Genomic DNA, 14776 nt, shown 5'->3' with positions numbered 1-14776 from the left:
ACGCCTTTCACCACCCGCTCCCCGTTTTCGCGTGATGGAGGTTGCCGAGGTTCTCCCCGAGTTCGCAGACGCCTTCGCTTTCGAGGAGTTCAACCGCATGCAACGCGAGGCCCTGCCCGCGTTACTCGAGCGCGAGGAAAACGTCGTCGCGAGCGCGCCCACCGCATCCGGCAAGACCGCGCTCGCAGAACTCGCGATCTGCAAGGCCCTGGCAGATGGCGGCACTGCACTGTTTATCGCCCCGCTGCGGGCCCTGACGAACGAAAAGGAGGACGACTGGGATCGCTTCGAGGAACTCGACTACACCGTCTACGTCGTCACCGGCGAGCGCGAACTGAACTCGAGACGCGCCCGCCACGCGGACATCCTCGTGATGACGCCCGAGAAACTCGACTCGGCGACGCGCAAGCACGATTCCCGGCGCTATGACTTCGTGACGGATATCGACGTCTGCGTAATTGACGAGGTCCACCTGCTGGACGCCGACCGCAGAGGGTCCGTTCTCGAAGTGACGATTTCGCGACTGCGACGGCTCTGTGAGCCGCGGGTCGTCGCCCTCTCGGCGACCATGCCGAACGTCACCGACGTGGCCGCGTGGCTCGACGCACCCGACGAGACCACCTTCGAGTTCGGCGACGAGTACCGCCCGGTCGACCTGAACGCCGGCGTCAAGACCTACACGCACGGCGAGAACTCGTTCGCGGACAAGTACCGTCGGCTCTACCGGGCGCTCGACCTCGCCGAACCGCACCTGAACGAGGACGGTCAGGCGCTCGTTTTCGTCTCGTCGCGCCAGGACACCGTCCGGGCGGCCGAGAAGGCTCGTGACGAGATCGCCGAGCGCGACATTCCGATGGGCGCGCGCGGGAACTACGATTTCCACACCGAATCGAAGGAACTCGAGAACGACACGCTCAGAAACTCGGTCCTCGACGGTGTCGCCTTCCACCACGCTGGGCTCTCGAAGAACGACCGCGACCTCGTCGAGGAGTGGTTCAAGGAGGGCATCGTCGAGTTGCTGTTCTCGACCTCGACGCTCGCCTGGGGGGTGAACCTCCCCGCTCGCTGCGTCGTAATTCGAGACACGAAACTGCACGACCCACTCGAGGGCGAGGTCGATATGAGCCCGCTCGACGTGCTCCAGATGCTCGGTCGCGCGGGCCGACCGGGGTACGACGACGTGGGCTACGGCTGGGTGGTCTGTGACGGGTCGGAGGCAGACAAGTACCGTCGCCTGCTGCGGGACGGGAAAGAGATCGAGTCCCGACTCGCCGAGAGCTTAGAGACCCACCTCAACGCCGAAATCGCAATGGGGACCATCACCGATCTGGACGACGTGATGGACTGGCTCGAGACGACCTTCTACTATGTCCGCGGCCAGTCTCGCCCGGAGGACTACGACTTCCCGAATCTCAGACAGCGCGTCCGAGACTGCCTCGAGAAACTCGTCGACCGCGGCTTCGTCGAAACCGGTGACGACCTCTCGATCGAGGCGACACCGCGGGGCGTGCTCGCCTCGAAGTACTACCTGCGACTCGAGACCGCAGCCGAGTTCGCCACTCTCTGTGATCGCGCCGAGGAACATGCAGGTGCACTCGAGATGGACGACATTCTGACGGCCGTCGCGACCGCTCAGGAGTTCGACTCCGTCTCGTCCCGGCAGGACGAACGAGACGCGATCGATGCGGTGCTCGTCGGCGTAGACACGGGCGATCTGGAAGCGGGCGAGCGGAAGGTGCTCGCCATCCTTCGCAGTTCCGCGAGCGGGACGACACCAGGTGCGTTACGCAGCGACGCCTGGGTCATCGAGCGAAACGCGACGCGACTCATCTCCGCACTCGGCGCGTTCCTCGACCGGTTCGTCGGGCCGCACGCGGCGAATCTCTCCCGACGGACCGAAGCGCGCATCGAGAACGGCGTCGCCGAGGACGCGGTCGGCCTGACGGCCATCGACGGCGTCGCCGCGGGTCGTGCGAGCAAACTCGCGAAAGAAGGCCTCTCGACGCCCGGCGACGTGATCGACGCCGATATCGACGGCCTCGTAGCAGCCGGCCTCTCGGAGGGCATCGCCGAACGGATCTACGAGGGCGCACAGACACTCCCCTCGATCGAGTTCGACTGGGGCACCTTCCCCGACGCCATCGGCACCGGCGAGAACGAAGTCTGTGAGGTCACGATTCGAAACGTCGGCGAACCGGCACGGGCCGGCGTCCGAGTCACCGTCAACGGCGTCGAGATGACCAGCACCAGCACCTATCTCCGCGATACTGAAACCGTGCCGGTTGGGGTGTTTGGCGCTGATGCGGATGTACTCGAGTACACGGTGAGCGTGGCCTTCCCCGAGGAGCCGCTGGTTCCAGTGGAGGCGAGCCGTACAGTGGATGTGCAGTAGCTGGTCGGTGATACGGAATTCCGGGGGTGCTGGAGGGTCTTTCGATAAATTATTGTTCTGTAGTGTTCAATATCTACTATGTCCCTCCCCTCCGATCGCCGTCTGTTCGCGATGTGTCTCGTCGCCGCTGGAGTCGGTTTGCTCGGCTGGCGCGCGTTTTTCTCGCACCTGAACGGCGGTGTCGTGCTCATCCTTGCGATCGGCGTCCTCGCACTGTTGTTTTTCGTGGATGGCTACGTCAACAGTGAGCGCACCGTGTGAGCATGCGGCTCCACCAACAGGTTCCGGCAGATACCGACCGGCATCAACTGGCATGGACTGATTCCGGCTGAGCCCGATTCAGTCGGTCAGTTCCAGAACCGTTGCCCGAATGTCGTCGGATGAATCGACGACGACATCCGCGGACGAGCGGTCGATGTCACCGTGGGCATCGATCCGGTAGGCGATCACGACCGTGTCGGCGCGGTCGGCCGCCTCGATACCGTTCGCTGAATCCTCGACGACGACACACGCCTCCGGCGGGACGCCGATCTCGTCCGCGGCGTACTCGAACACGTCCGGTTCTGGTTTGCTCGCCGCCTCGATATCGTCGGCGCTAATGATTTCGTCGAACGACTCCGCGAGGTCGAACCGGTCGGTGACCCAGCCGATCCACTCGTGCGGAGAAGAGGAGACGATTGCCGTCTCGATTCCTCGCTCCTCGAGTTCGGCGAGCAAGTCGTGCAGGCCGTCCAGAAGATCGACCCGCTCCGTGTACAGTTCCTCGGCTGCCTCGGTGAACCGGTCGATGTACTCCTCGTGCGAGATCGCCGTGCCGTACTCGTCGTCGAGGTAGTCGTAGATTTCGCGGTAGTTCATCCCGGAGACCTCGGCGACATCGACATCCTCGTCCGGGACCGCAGCAGGGAAGATCTCCTCGCGCTCGAACTCGACCCAGTAGTCCTCGCTGTTGACGAGGACGCCGTCCATATCGAACAGCACCGCCTCGGCGCGCTCGCCGTCCGCGATCAACTCGTCGGTCTGTCCCGTCACGTCTGTCGCGTCATCCATATGCGTCAGGCTACCCGGCGGTTCCGTATAGCTGTTTGGCCGGCTGAGGGGAGAGGAAAAAAGGTGAGAAGAAAGGAAGAGGGTGACAGCAAAAAGAAAAGAAGAGAAGAGAGTGACCACCAGACCGCTAGCTGACCTATCCGAAAATCTCTCCACGCCGTTCGTGAATCATTTCCGCCGCCACCTCGTCCGCAATGGACTCGTCGAACTCGCGTTCTAGGAGCCACAGTCCGAGATCGATGCCCGACGTAACCCCACCCGCGGTGAGCACGTCACCGTCGTCGACCACCCGCTCGTCCACCACGTTCGCAGCCGTCTCACCAAGGTCTTCCACCGCGGCAGGGTGGGTCGTCGCGGGTCGGCCCTCGAGTAGGCCCGCCGCAGCAAGAATCATCGCACCAGTGCAGACGGAAGCGACCGTCGCGCCGTTCGTGTAGCACTCGTCGACTGCGGCCGGCAGTTCACCCTCGTCGACGACGAGTCGGACGCCGCCGGTCGAGGTCGTCCAGCCGCCACCGGGGACGAGCAGCAGGTCAGGGTCGCCGAGCGTGCCGTCGGGTTCGACCCGCAGGTCGTGACTGGCGGTCACGAGGTCGGTCTCCTCGAGTGTCACGAGATTTGTGTCGATCGAGGCACCGGCTTGCGAGCCGTTCTCGAGTACCTCGTAGGGACCGATCGCGTCGAGTTCGTCGAAGCCATCGAAGAGGACGATTTCAGCGGTAATGTCGACCATGTTAGAGTGGTCACGGGCGCGGAAGAAACGTGTTTTGCCGGACGATACCGTGCCGACGGGTGCTGTCTCTCTGTGTCTACGTCCCCGTCTTCAGTTCACGCCCTGCGTTTTCTGTTCGCGTCTGCGTTTCCCGTTCCCGTCTTCTCCTGTCTCTTTCCCTGTTCCCTCCGCGCGCCACATCCTGCCGCCTCGGTTACGAGTCAACGCGTGTCGTGGCGATGTCTTCGAGTTCGTCAGCGAGCACGTCGCTCACTGCGGCAACGTACCAGTCGGTGCCGCGCTCGACACGAAGACCGCTCTCACCGGCGAGAAGTTCACCGAGTAACTGCTCCTCTCGGTCGGGACGGTAGCAGACGATCCCGTCCAGCCGGCCGCAAGCGAGGAGCCCCCAGTGAACCGTCGGGCTCCAGCTTTCGAGGCGGCGTTTGCAGGTGGACTCGAGTGCCCGGTTGATCGACTCGGAGACGGCGCGGTGATCGGGATCTCGCTTGACATCGTGGCCGATAACGGAGACGACGGTCGCGGTCGACGGCTCGTGGTAAGTGTCTGTTTCTGTCCCTGCCTCAGGTGCCTGCGTGGCTGCCACCGGACGCCCATTGTAGCGGACGCCTCGACCACGCCGTGCGACGTAGAGGTCGTCGAGTAGCGGCACGTAGACCACGCCGAGAACGGGGTCGGCGCTTTCACAGACGGTGACGGCGCTCGCGAACGACGGAAGCCCGGATTCGAAGTTGTTTGTCCCATCGAGGGGGTCGACGATCCACTCGTATGGGCTGTCGTCGTCTCCCGCACCCGCGTGTGTCCCGGACTCTTCGGCGTCGATTCGGTGTGTCGGGAACTGCGACTGGATGACCCCGAGCATCCGCGCTTCGGATGCGGTGTCCGCGCTCGATTTCACGTCGTGTTCGAGTCGGTCGGCTTCGGTGTCTTCGGTGCGATAGGCCTCGCGGAGGTACGAGCCACCGGCCGTACAGGCCTCGATGGCGGTCGATTCGATGCGGTCGAGCGAAGTGTTCATACCGACGACAGCATCACCAGTCATATTTCGATTGTGTTTTCCACCGACAGATCGTTCGCCGTGGGTATGGACGATCAGTGCAACCACCAGCGACGCGTCGCCGAGTTCATCGCTACCCACGAACTCGAAGCCCCGCCCGAGTTCAGGCTGCTCGATCTCACCTCCGAGGTCGGCGAACTCGCGAAGGACGCGAACACGTCGACCGAGTACGGCTCGGTGCCTGCAGACATTGACCTCTCCTCGGACGAGATTGGCGACGTGCTGTTCGCGCTACTCGCGCTCGCGGAGTCGGTCGATATCGACGCCGACGCGGCGCTAGACGAGGCGCTCGCGAAGTATGACGATCGACTGGCAGCAGACGGAGCTGAGTCGCCTGGTTCTGGAGAATAACGGACGGCGAAAGAACAGGCAGTTCTCAGTTACGGTGCGACGATCGCGTCCGTCTCGAGTACTGTTGCCGCTGCGTCCTGCACATCGGCGAGCACCGGTTCCGGCGCGTAGACGCCGAGCCGCCAGGTTTCCCGGGCGCAGGCATCGAGGCCGGCGACGAGCGAAGAGCGCTCCTCGAGTCGCTGGAGGTCGCCGTCGACGACGATTTTGGTGCGCGACTCGGGTGAGCTTGGCTCAGACGGACTGTCGAGGACAACTGCAGACGGGTTGACGCTTGCGACTTCGGCGATTTCTCGTTCGAGGCTGCGCGTGCGGTCGTACTCGAGTCCGACGAACTCGTCTGTCACGTCGCCGCGAGGTGCCCAGATCGCGCGCTTGTAGAGCGTTCGCTCCCGGAGTCGGCGCTCCAGGTCGGCCGTCGGCTCGTGTTCGGCGAGCAACGAGAAGAGTTCCGAGTCGGTGAGGCGGGCGAACGTCTCGGGCGAGATGACCTCGTCGCGCAGCACGCGCTCGCTCGCACGGTCGAGCATTGCACCCGCGATTCGGGAGACGTGGTGGCCGTAGACGGTCGCGTTCATCAGTGTTCGAGCGATCAGCGCACTTTCGGCGGTCGCGACGTTACCCGCCTCGAGTGCGAGTTCGCCGTCGACCGTCCGGAGCGCGTAGAGCAGCCGCGAGTGGTCGATCGTACCGTAGGGGACGCCGGTGTGGTGAGCGTCCCGTACGAGATAGTCCATCCGGTCGACATCGAGCGATCCGGAGACGAGTTCACCGAGCGGGCCGCGGCCGTCAACGGTGGCGGCGACGGCTTCGGGATCGAGCCCCTGTTCTTCGAGAACGTCGCCAACTTCGCTGTCGGTGAGCAGCCACTCGATCTCGTCGTGGTGGCGGCCGACGTGGCGTTCGATCGCGGCCTCGGTCTGGTGGCCGAAGGGACCGTGGCCGACGTCGTGGACGAGCGCGGCGGCCCGGAGACGGTCCGCGAGCTGGTCGTCGAGCTCGAGTTGGTCGACGGCGCGAGAGGCGAGGTGGTAGACGCCGAGGCTGTGCTCGAAGCGAGTGTGGTTCGCGGAGGGGTAGACGAGCTGGACGGTACTCAGTTGCCGAACGTAGCGCAGGCGCTGCATGGGCGCGGTGTCGAGCAGCGCCTCCGCGGTGGGACAGAGCTCGATATAGTCGTGAACGCTGTCCTTGATCGTCGTCGCCGTCGTGGTCATACCCCCTACTCTGCAGCAGTGGTTCTTAGATACGGTGATCCCGCGTTCGTGTGGGATGTGTGAGAGTACGGCAGGAAGGGAATCGCTCGTGCGCCGGTAGGGCACAGGCCCTCACACCCTCACAGCACGTGCTCGTCGATCTGTCGATACGTCTCCTCGAGTGTCCCCGAATTGTCGATGACGACGTGGTCACGCTCGATCGGGTCGAACGTCTCTCGCAACTGGAGGTGTTGTTCGAACTGCGCGTCGCTGATCGTGTCCGTGCGTTCTTCGATGCGTCCCTTGACCACATCGAGGTCGCAGTCGACGTAGACGAACTCATAGTCGACGCCGAGTTCTTCGGCCATCGTCGCGGCCTGCTCGCGATACGGTCGGGACTGGAACGTCGCATCGAGGACGACGTTCGAGCCGGACTCGAGTGGAGACTGGGCGCGCTCGAGCAGGGTGTCGTACGTCGCGTCGGTCTCTTCAGGCGTGTAGGAAGGGTCGGGAAAGAGCTGCTTGCGTACCTGGTCGGTTCGGTAGCGTTCTGCGTCGGTCTGTTCGGCAGTGTACCCTGATGCAGCCGATTTACCGACACCCGGAAGCCCACAGTAGACGATCAGCATTGGACGAGCCACGTGTCACGGTTGCTCTACTCGTACTAAACGCGACCGGATTCACATTGATGGTACGGCAACCGATGTCCTCGACACGCCGGGCATCGTGCTGTCGGGCTTGGAGAGACATGTTGTGCATATTCGTGTGGGAAAGAAGGGGATTTTCATGGCACTCTATGTGAATAAATATGCATATATACGAGGCTGTAGACAAATTATCATCGTCTTTATAACGATACACTTTTCGTACTACATATGGCGCAGACACCACGCTGTGGGGACAGTACCCGACGAACATTCCTGAAGGCGACTGGCGCGACCAGTGCCGCCGCGATGACTGGTATTGCCGGCTGTCTCGGCAGTACCGATCACGGAATTCGGTTCATCCTCAACCCTGCCGAAGAGCAGACCAACATCGTTGAGGAGTACACGCCGATGAAAGAGTACTTGGAGGCCGAGACGGGCGAGGACATCGATCTCGAGCCGGCCGGAAGCTACGTCGAGACGCTCGAGGCACTCGAGACGGAACAGGGGGAGCTGGCGGACACGTCACCGACCGGAGTTCCCGGCGGCGAAGGCTTTGCGGATGTCGTCGGCGTTCGGACGGCCTTCGGTGGCAATCAGTACTTCTCGACGATCGTCACGCTCGCAGACAGCGACATCAACGAGCTCTCCGATCTGGAGGGCGAAGTCATGACCGTCGGCTCCGCACTCTCCGTGAGCGGCACGCTCGTGCCGGCGCTGATGGTCAACGACGCTGGCCTCGACATCGGCGACTTCCCGAACGACGACGCCGTCGATCTGGAACTGCGAAACGCGGGCGATCACGACACTGCACGTGAACAGCTCATCGACGACGACGAAATCGTCGCCGCAGCGACGGGCGCGTTCGCGAGCGCACCGCAGATCCCACAGGAGCAGTTCGACGACTACGACGACTTCGTCGAGCTGTCGGCCGAGTACGATGGTGCAGGCGAGGATATCGACGACGAAAACCCGGAACTGCAGCTCATCGAACTCTCTGAGCCGATGCTCCGTGCACCGATCATGGCCCGAAGCAACTGGGACGATCCCGTCCGCGACGACATCGAGCAGGCACTCATCGACGCCGAAGAGGAAGACCTGATTCCAGAGGATGTCGACGATGACTACGAACTCTGGTTCACAGGCATCCAAGAAGCGGATCGTGACGACTACGAGGTCGTCTACGACGTCTTCGACGACCTCGGCCTCGAGTTCGCGGACTTCGACGAATAAACAAGCAGCCAGCAGAGACACCAAATTACCACTCAAAGATGGCCGGCATACGTGTAGAGAACCTAACGAAAGAGTTCGGGGATACGGTGGCACTCGACGATGTCTCCTTCGAGATTCCGGAAGGAGAGTTTGCCGTCGTCCTCGGAACCTCCGGCTCCGGTAAATCGACGCTGCTTCGCTGTGTGAACGGCCTGACAGCGCCGACTGACGGACAGGTAACGATACAGGGAGAGACCGTGACGAAGCCGCGAAACGACGTGGCGATGGTCTTCCAGCAACACAACATCATTGACGGGATGAGCGCCTACTCGAACGCCCTGAGCGGCGCGCTCGGTCGCACCGACTTTACGACCAGCGTGTTGCGGACTCACGACCGCAAAGACAAGTTGCAGGCGCTCGATGCACTCGAAACGGTTGGACTCCTCGACGAAGCCGAACAGCGCGCTGCCCGGATGAGCGGCGGGCAACAACAGCGCGTCGGCATCGCCCGCGCACTCGTCCAAAACCCAAACATCATTCTGGCCGACGAACCGGTCGCGAGCCTCGATCCCGGTAGCGCACAGACCGTCATGCGCTACCTGCGCGAGGCGGCCGAAGAGCGCGGTCTGACCGCGATGATCAGTCTCCACCAGGTTAACCTCGCCCGGCAGTTTGGCCAGCGATTTATCGGCCTTGCAGACGGCAAACTCGTCTTCGACGGCTACCGAGACGATCTCACGTTCGACGTGATCGACAAGCTCTACGGCGGCATCGACATGGAGCAGTTCCTCTCGGGAAAGAACGGTGCTGACGAGAGCGGTGACAGTGGATCTGCGTCAGCGACGGCGACAGGATCCGAAGCGAAAAACGGGGTCACCCAATGAGTACGGATACCCCCAGCCCAGTCGAACAACAACTCGAAAAGATCCGACTCTCCCGTCGGGTTCGGTGGCTATTGTACGCGCTGCTCTCGGTCGGATTCGTCGGTGTGTTCTACGGCTCCTTGCTGCTCATCCAGTTCTCGCTTGGTGATCTCATCAACCAGTTCCCGATCTTCGCCGATCGGGTGATGAACTACAACCCAGAGTGGTGGTTCATCGTCGAGGAGAACCTGCCAAGGCAGGCAGGTGTGACGCTTGCAATCGGGTTTGCAGGGACCGTGATGGGGATTCCGCTCGCGCTCTTGCTCGGTGTCCTCGGTAGCGGACGGGTTATGCCGTTCCCGTTCAATTTCCTCTTCCGGACGATCATGGCAGTCTCCCGCGCAATTCCTGCCCTCGTCTGGTTCCTCATCCTGCTGCCGCTCGCAGGACTGTCGGCCGTGACGGCAACCATCGCCGTTGCAGTCAGTACCATCGGAAACCTCGGCCGCCTGTTCACCGACGAACTCGAAGAGGTCAAACCAGGACAGATCGAGGCGATGCAGACGACTGGTGCGTCGAAGTCACAGACTGTCGTCTTCGGCATGCTGAGCCAGGTCAAAACGTCGTTCATCGCGTGGACACTGTACATCTTCGAGGTCAACGTCCGAACCGCAGTCACGCTCGGTCTGCTCGGCGGTGGCGGGATCGGATACACCATCGAAGTCCAGCAGGGCCTGCGCAACTACGACAACATGATGGCCGCGATCGTGGTCGTCCTGCTACTGATCATCATTGTCGAGATGGTCAGTCAGCGCCTCCGATCGTACCTGCGCGACGACGAGGAAGCAGACGGCCTCATCAGCCTCATCGTTGGCTTCCCAGAGCGAATGGCCAAATCGGCGCTCAAGTAACCCGATTTTGTCCGCTTTTTTGCGATTCCGTCTCTGATCACACCGAGCGCTACAGCCCGAGCGCCTCCGCCCGTGATAGAAACAGCGACATCGCATCCGTGTCCTGGTCGAGATCGGCTCGTGGGTACTCGAGTACTGGTGCGGTAAACTCACACTGAGGAAAATACGCTGCCAGTTCCGCACGCCCAATAGCGCTGTCTGCGGCGTCGACGAGGCGCTCGTCCTCGATCGCGAGGTCGATCCCGAAGGCGTCACGAACAACACGCTGCAGCCGCAGTTCGGCGTGCATATAGCCCGGTAGCGTCTGTTTGACAGGAGCGGGAACATCCGCGAGGTAGGCCTCGCTGGCATCGTGGAGCAGTCCCCAGCGCTGGGCTGACAGACTCCCGCCACGGGCTTCGACCTCGTGGCTGACGTGGACGGCGTGGCGGGCGACACTGTGGACGCGCTTGCCATGACCGGTGAAGCGACAGAGGTTCGAAAGCGCGTGCGCGATATCGTCGAGGTTGATCGCGGCCGGCTCGGGATCGAGCGGCGTGATTGTTCCACCCGAATGGCTGTTGATCGCGCCGTGGCCGCCGTTCAGTTCGGCTAACAGATCTTGAAGCCGACCAGCGGCGGTTTCGAACTCGTCTCGAGTTGGACGTATTCGCGTGTCCTGCTCGCCATCGCTCTCGAGTTCATCACGAGGTGCGCCCTCGAACTCGCGAACGGCAACCTCGAGTCGAGACAGGTCGGACTCGAGTGCGTCGAACGCGTCGCGGATCTCCTGGGGCCCGGCTTGCTGTTGGTGGCCCTCGTCGGGGTGTTGTGTCCCGTCTGAGACAGCACTCTTCTCGCTGGTCATATCCGAGTGGATCGAAGACCGGCGGTAAAGGTGTGGTGGGTCGAGAAACAGTGTTGGCCGCCAACAAGACAATAGCCGGACACCGACCGTCCGCGACTTTAAATACGATTCCGCATCACCCTCCCTATGATCGACGACGCGATTCGCGTGCTCGCTGGCGACTGCACCATCATCGCCGAAGGCACCGACCGCTCGGAGTACCGCGGCCGGGTGACGACGATCGTCAAGCCCGATAACACCGTTCTCGTCCACGACATCGACGGCTACCAGCCAGTCGCCTGGCTCACCCGCGCTGACAGCGTCTCCAGCGACCGCACAAACGACTTCACGCTCGTCGCGAAGAAAGACACCCAGACGCTTCGGATCGCGGCCCACGACCAGGACGGCTTCGCTCACTACCCAGCCTCCGCGGCTGGCACGCCCGTCGGCACCTGTCCGGACGACGACTGCACCGGCTCGCTCGTGCGCTCGAAGGGCGTCCGCTGTGTCGACTGCGGAACACGCTACGGCGTGCCCGCCGATGCGACGATCAAGGACGATCAGTCCCACTGTGAGTGTGGCCTCCCCCGGATGCGCGTCGAGCGCGGCCTCGCGTTCGATGTCTGTCTCGATCGGAACTGCGAGTCACTCGATGAGGCCGTCCGCGAGGCGTTCGACCGCGAGTGGGACTGCCCCGAGTCAGACTGTGACGGCGATCTCCGGATTCTCCGCCGTGGCGGCCTTATCGCCGGCTGTGAGCACTACCCCGACTGTGACACCGGGTTCGCCATGCCTGGCGGCGTCGTCGACGGCGAGTGTGCCTGTGGTCTCCCGACGTTCGAAACGCGGGGCGGCTCGCGGTGTCTCGACGCGACGTGTGAGCGCCACCAGCGTAGACAGGTGGAGGCGGCGAGTGGCGATTGACGGCTACTACCAGTAGTATTAGCCCGTTACCACTATCGAGATTATCAACCGGCCACCGCTACCGCTATCGGCACCATCGAGATCATCAACCGACCGCCGCTACCGACACCAGCAACGCCACTCACACCACCAGCACATCCACACGCACTTAATGCCCGCTCGCAAAACACGAGTATGTCACTGGAGGGGCGATTCGACGACGACGCAGGCGTCGTTCGCGTCGGCCACGACGCACGCCAGCGCTACCACGACTCGCGCGGCTACGGCTACCCACTCGAGGGCAACGAAATCGCGCTCGCACCGGTCGAAGCCGCACACCTGCTCTATCGCGGCGACCTCGACACAGTCGTCGAAAAATCGACCGGCGACCACCTCGACTTTCAGGCCTTCGTCAGCCGCGAGCCCGGCACCGACTTCGGTGTTCGATTCCTCGTCTACGCGGATCTCCGTGAACGCGGCTTCTATCTCTCACCCGCACGAGAACCGTGGATCGACGACTCACTACTAGACGCAGAACACGAGCGGATCGACTTCGCCGTCTTCCCCCGCGGCAAGGGTCCCGGTGATGGTGAAATCGAATACGCGCTTCGCGTCATCGGCGAACGAACGGACATTCCGGCGACCGAACTCACCAACGGTGTCCTCGCCGTCGTCGACGAGGAGAGCGAGATCACGTACTTCGACGTGAACGCGAGAGATCCGAGCGGCGAGACGGACACCGACCTCCCGAGCGGGGTCGAGGCAGCGCTACTCGAGGACCGGGTGGTTCTCTGGGAGCCGCCGATCGACCTCTACGAGGATGCGTTCTACGGCCAGCCACTCGAGGGACGCGAGTACGAGCGGCCGACGCTGCAGTGTTCGCTGCTCGAGGCGGCCTACCTCGCTGAGCGGGGTGTGATCGACCTCGGGTTCGAGACAGTAGTCGAGCGCGGTCGCGAAGTCGAGGGAGAGCGGTTCGACCGGCGACTACGAGTGTACACCGAATTACGCGAGCGCGAAATCGTGCCCAAGACGGGCTACAAGTTCGGGGCGGACTTCCGGACGTACGCGAACGTCGAGTCCGTCTCGGAGTTGAGCCACTCCGAGTTGCTGGTGCGTGTCCATCCCGACGACCACGTCTTCGAACCGCGGGATCTCGCACTCGACGTGCGGCTGGCCCACGGTGTTCGGAAGACGATGGTGTTCGCGCTTGTCGGTGAGTCTGACGGGGACAGAGAGATGGTGACTGGTCTTACCGACGACACCGACAACAGCGACGCCAGCGACGCCACTACCGACATTGAGTGGTGGTCACTCGAGCGACTAACGCCCTGAAAATCATCACCACAGAGACTTCTTGACCACATCACGTCAGCGCTGTCTCAAACGGAACCATGAAAGTCCCGCCATACGATAGGTTCAGCCATGCAACTCGAGGTGATCGGGATCGGTGGCGCGGGCTGTCGGATCGCGGACGCGATCCACACTGCGGAGTCGACGGCTCAGCCGTTTCTCTGCGATACGTTCGCGTTCGATACGGACACGCTCAGTCTGGAAGCACTCGAGTCCATCCCGGACGAGCACCGGCATCGATACGGGGCGGAGATCGAGAACGGACTCAACGGGAACCTCCAGCGCGGAGAGACCATCGGTGAGGAACACGTCGACGAACTGAGCCGGCAACTCGACGAGGGCACACCCTCGGCTGCGGATGCCTTCCTCGTCGCTGTCGGCCTCGGAGGTGCAACCGGTGGCGGAGCCGCACCCGCGCTCGTCGCGAACCTCCAGACGCTGTACGACGTGCCGGTGTACGTCCTCGCGACGCTGCCGGCGGACCGCGAGCGCCTGCCAGACGGCGATCCGTCGGTTCCAAGTGACGATACACGCCCGACCGGTGCGGACGCCGACGGCGCGACGCGGCCGATGGCTGCACAGAACGCCGTGCGAACGCTCTCGCGACTCGACGGGCTCGCGAACGCGATTTTCTGTTTCGACACTGAACCGTGGCTTCGCACCGGCGAAGATCTGGTCGACGGCCGCGACCGACTCAACCGTGAGATAGCCACGCATATGGGGGCCTTCTTCAGCTCGACAGCCCAGACCGCTGACGGCGCGCCGAACGCCGAGAGTGTCGTCGACGCGAACGACGTGGCGCGCATCCTCGGCGACGAAACCGCGCTCGTCTCGCTGGGCTACGGCGCACAGCAGGTCGACACCGACGACTCAGGGCCGCTGTTCGGACTCGACCTCGGAATTGGCCCCTTCAGTTCGAGCGACGACGTCGAGACTAGCGCCGCCGTCAGCGCCGTCGAAACGGCTGTCGGGAAGGCGATTCAGGGAAAGCTGACACTCGAGTGCGACCGGACGGCGGTCGACCGAGCGCTGTTGATCGTTGGTGGACCGCCGGCGTGGCTCAATCAGACGGCGGTCGCCGATGGACGGCGGCGACTCGAGTCGGTGACGGAGTCGACGGAGACGCTTGGTGGGGACGCGCCGCGGCCAGGGGGCGATGAGGTGTTTGCGCTGGCGGTGGTGGCGGGAATCGAGCCAGTGGCGCGCATCGAAGCGTTGCGTGAGGCGGGTGCACCGAGAGCGAGCGGCGAGAGATAGCGGGATTGATTGCGGCCACTCCGCCGAA

15 protein-coding genes are annotated in these 14776 nt (G+C 63.1%); 9 read left to right on the top strand and 6 right to left on the bottom strand.

Annotated elements, in window-relative coordinates:
- Positions 1 to 34 precede the first annotated feature (34 nt).
- Both C482_RS05405 and C482_RS05400 read left to right on the top strand, forming a co-directional pair.
- Positions 35 to 2392: a DEAD/DEAH box helicase gene (locus C482_RS05405; protein WP_006166492.1), complete on the top strand. Its 2358-nt coding sequence runs from the start codon at positions 35 to 37 to the stop codon at positions 2390 to 2392.
- Positions 2393 to 2470: 78 nt separating this feature from the next.
- The gene (locus tag C482_RS05400) at positions 2471 to 2653 is read left to right on the top strand and encodes a hypothetical protein (protein WP_006166491.1); all 183 of its coding nucleotides are present in this window, start codon (positions 2471 to 2473) and stop codon (positions 2651 to 2653) included.
- Positions 2654 to 2731: 78 nt separating this feature from the next.
- Here C482_RS05400 and C482_RS05395 read toward each other — a convergent pair whose 3' ends face one another.
- The 3 genes from C482_RS05395 to C482_RS05385 all read right to left on the bottom strand — a co-directional run bounded on the left by C482_RS05395 (position 2732) and on the right by C482_RS05385 (position 5193).
- Positions 2732 to 3442, bottom strand: a complete 711-nt coding sequence (locus C482_RS05395; RefSeq protein WP_006166490.1) for an HAD family hydrolase — start codon at positions 3440 to 3442, stop codon at positions 2732 to 2734.
- A gap of 136 nt (positions 3443 to 3578) precedes the next feature.
- A complete protein-coding gene (locus C482_RS05390) occupies positions 3579 to 4175 on the bottom strand; it encodes a DJ-1/PfpI family protein (RefSeq protein ID WP_006166488.1) in 597 nt (198 codons plus the stop codon).
- Positions 4176 to 4368: 193 nt separating this feature from the next.
- Positions 4369 to 5193 carry an inositol monophosphatase family protein gene (locus C482_RS05385; protein WP_152421972.1) on the bottom strand — a complete coding sequence of 275 codons (825 nt, stop codon included), beginning with the start codon at positions 5191 to 5193 and terminating at the stop codon, positions 4369 to 4371.
- A 66-nt stretch (positions 5194 to 5259) separates the two neighbouring features.
- Here C482_RS05385 and C482_RS05380 point away from each other — a divergent pair, with 66 nt between their 5' ends.
- Positions 5260 to 5583, top strand: a complete 324-nt coding sequence (locus C482_RS05380) for a MazG-like family protein (RefSeq protein WP_006166486.1) — start codon at positions 5260 to 5262, stop codon at positions 5581 to 5583.
- A gap of 29 nt (positions 5584 to 5612) precedes the next feature.
- Here C482_RS05380 and C482_RS05375 read toward each other — a convergent pair whose 3' ends face one another.
- Positions 5613 to 6800, bottom strand: coding sequence for an HD domain-containing protein (locus C482_RS05375; RefSeq protein WP_006166484.1), 1188 nt, complete (start codon positions 6798 to 6800; stop codon positions 5613 to 5615).
- A gap of 119 nt (positions 6801 to 6919) precedes the next feature.
- Positions 6920 to 7408, bottom strand: a complete 489-nt coding sequence (locus tag C482_RS05370; RefSeq protein ID WP_006166483.1) for an AAA family ATPase — start codon at positions 7406 to 7408, stop codon at positions 6920 to 6922.
- Between the two features lie 246 nt (positions 7409 to 7654).
- On the opposite strand from C482_RS05370, the gene C482_RS05365 reads away from it, so the two are divergent.
- The 3 genes from C482_RS05365 to phnE are packed head-to-tail and all read left to right on the top strand — an operon-like array spanning position 7655 to position 10409.
- Positions 7655 to 8656: a substrate-binding domain-containing protein gene (locus C482_RS05365; protein WP_006166482.1), complete on the top strand. Its 1002-nt coding sequence runs from the start codon at positions 7655 to 7657 to the stop codon at positions 8654 to 8656.
- 38 nt (positions 8657 to 8694) lie between these two features.
- On the top strand, positions 8695 to 9519 hold the full coding sequence (gene phnC / locus C482_RS05360) for a phosphonate ABC transporter ATP-binding protein (RefSeq protein ID WP_006166481.1): 825 nt from the start codon (positions 8695 to 8697) through the stop codon (positions 9517 to 9519).
- The gene (gene phnE, locus C482_RS05355) at positions 9516 to 10409 is read left to right on the top strand and encodes a phosphonate ABC transporter, permease protein PhnE (protein WP_006166479.1); all 894 of its coding nucleotides are present in this window, start codon (positions 9516 to 9518) and stop codon (positions 10407 to 10409) included. Before phnC ends, phnE begins: the two co-directional genes overlap by 4 nt.
- Before the next feature lie 49 nt (positions 10410 to 10458).
- Here phnE and C482_RS05350 read toward each other — a convergent pair whose 3' ends face one another.
- Complete coding sequence (locus C482_RS05350) at positions 10459 to 11256, bottom strand: HD domain-containing protein (RefSeq protein ID WP_006166477.1); 798 nt, start codon at positions 11254 to 11256, stop codon at positions 10459 to 10461.
- A gap of 126 nt (positions 11257 to 11382) precedes the next feature.
- Here C482_RS05350 and C482_RS05345 point away from each other — a divergent pair, with 126 nt between their 5' ends.
- The 3 genes from C482_RS05345 (at position 11383) to C482_RS05335 (ending at position 14748) form a co-directional block, all read left to right on the top strand.
- The gene (locus C482_RS05345) at positions 11383 to 12159 is read left to right on the top strand and encodes a PDDEXK family nuclease (RefSeq protein WP_006166475.1); all 777 of its coding nucleotides are present in this window, start codon (positions 11383 to 11385) and stop codon (positions 12157 to 12159) included.
- Between the two features lie 174 nt (positions 12160 to 12333).
- Entirely contained in the window at positions 12334 to 13473 is a 1140-nt protein-coding gene (endA, locus tag C482_RS05340) for a tRNA-intron lyase (protein WP_006166473.1), read from the top strand.
- A 90-nt stretch (positions 13474 to 13563) separates the two neighbouring features.
- The gene (locus tag C482_RS05335; RefSeq protein WP_006166472.1) at positions 13564 to 14748 is read left to right on the top strand and encodes a tubulin/FtsZ family protein; all 1185 of its coding nucleotides are present in this window, start codon (positions 13564 to 13566) and stop codon (positions 14746 to 14748) included.
- The last annotated feature ends 28 nt before the right edge of the window (positions 14749 to 14776 follow it).

Origin of the sequence: Natrialba chahannaoensis JCM 10990 (assembly GCF_000337135.1) — an archaeon.
GTDB classification, from domain to species: domain Archaea; phylum Halobacteriota; class Halobacteria; order Halobacteriales; family Natrialbaceae; genus Natrialba; species Natrialba chahannaoensis.
Note: the sequence above shows the minus strand (reverse complement) of the source record. Positions and strands in the feature narration are given on the sequence as shown.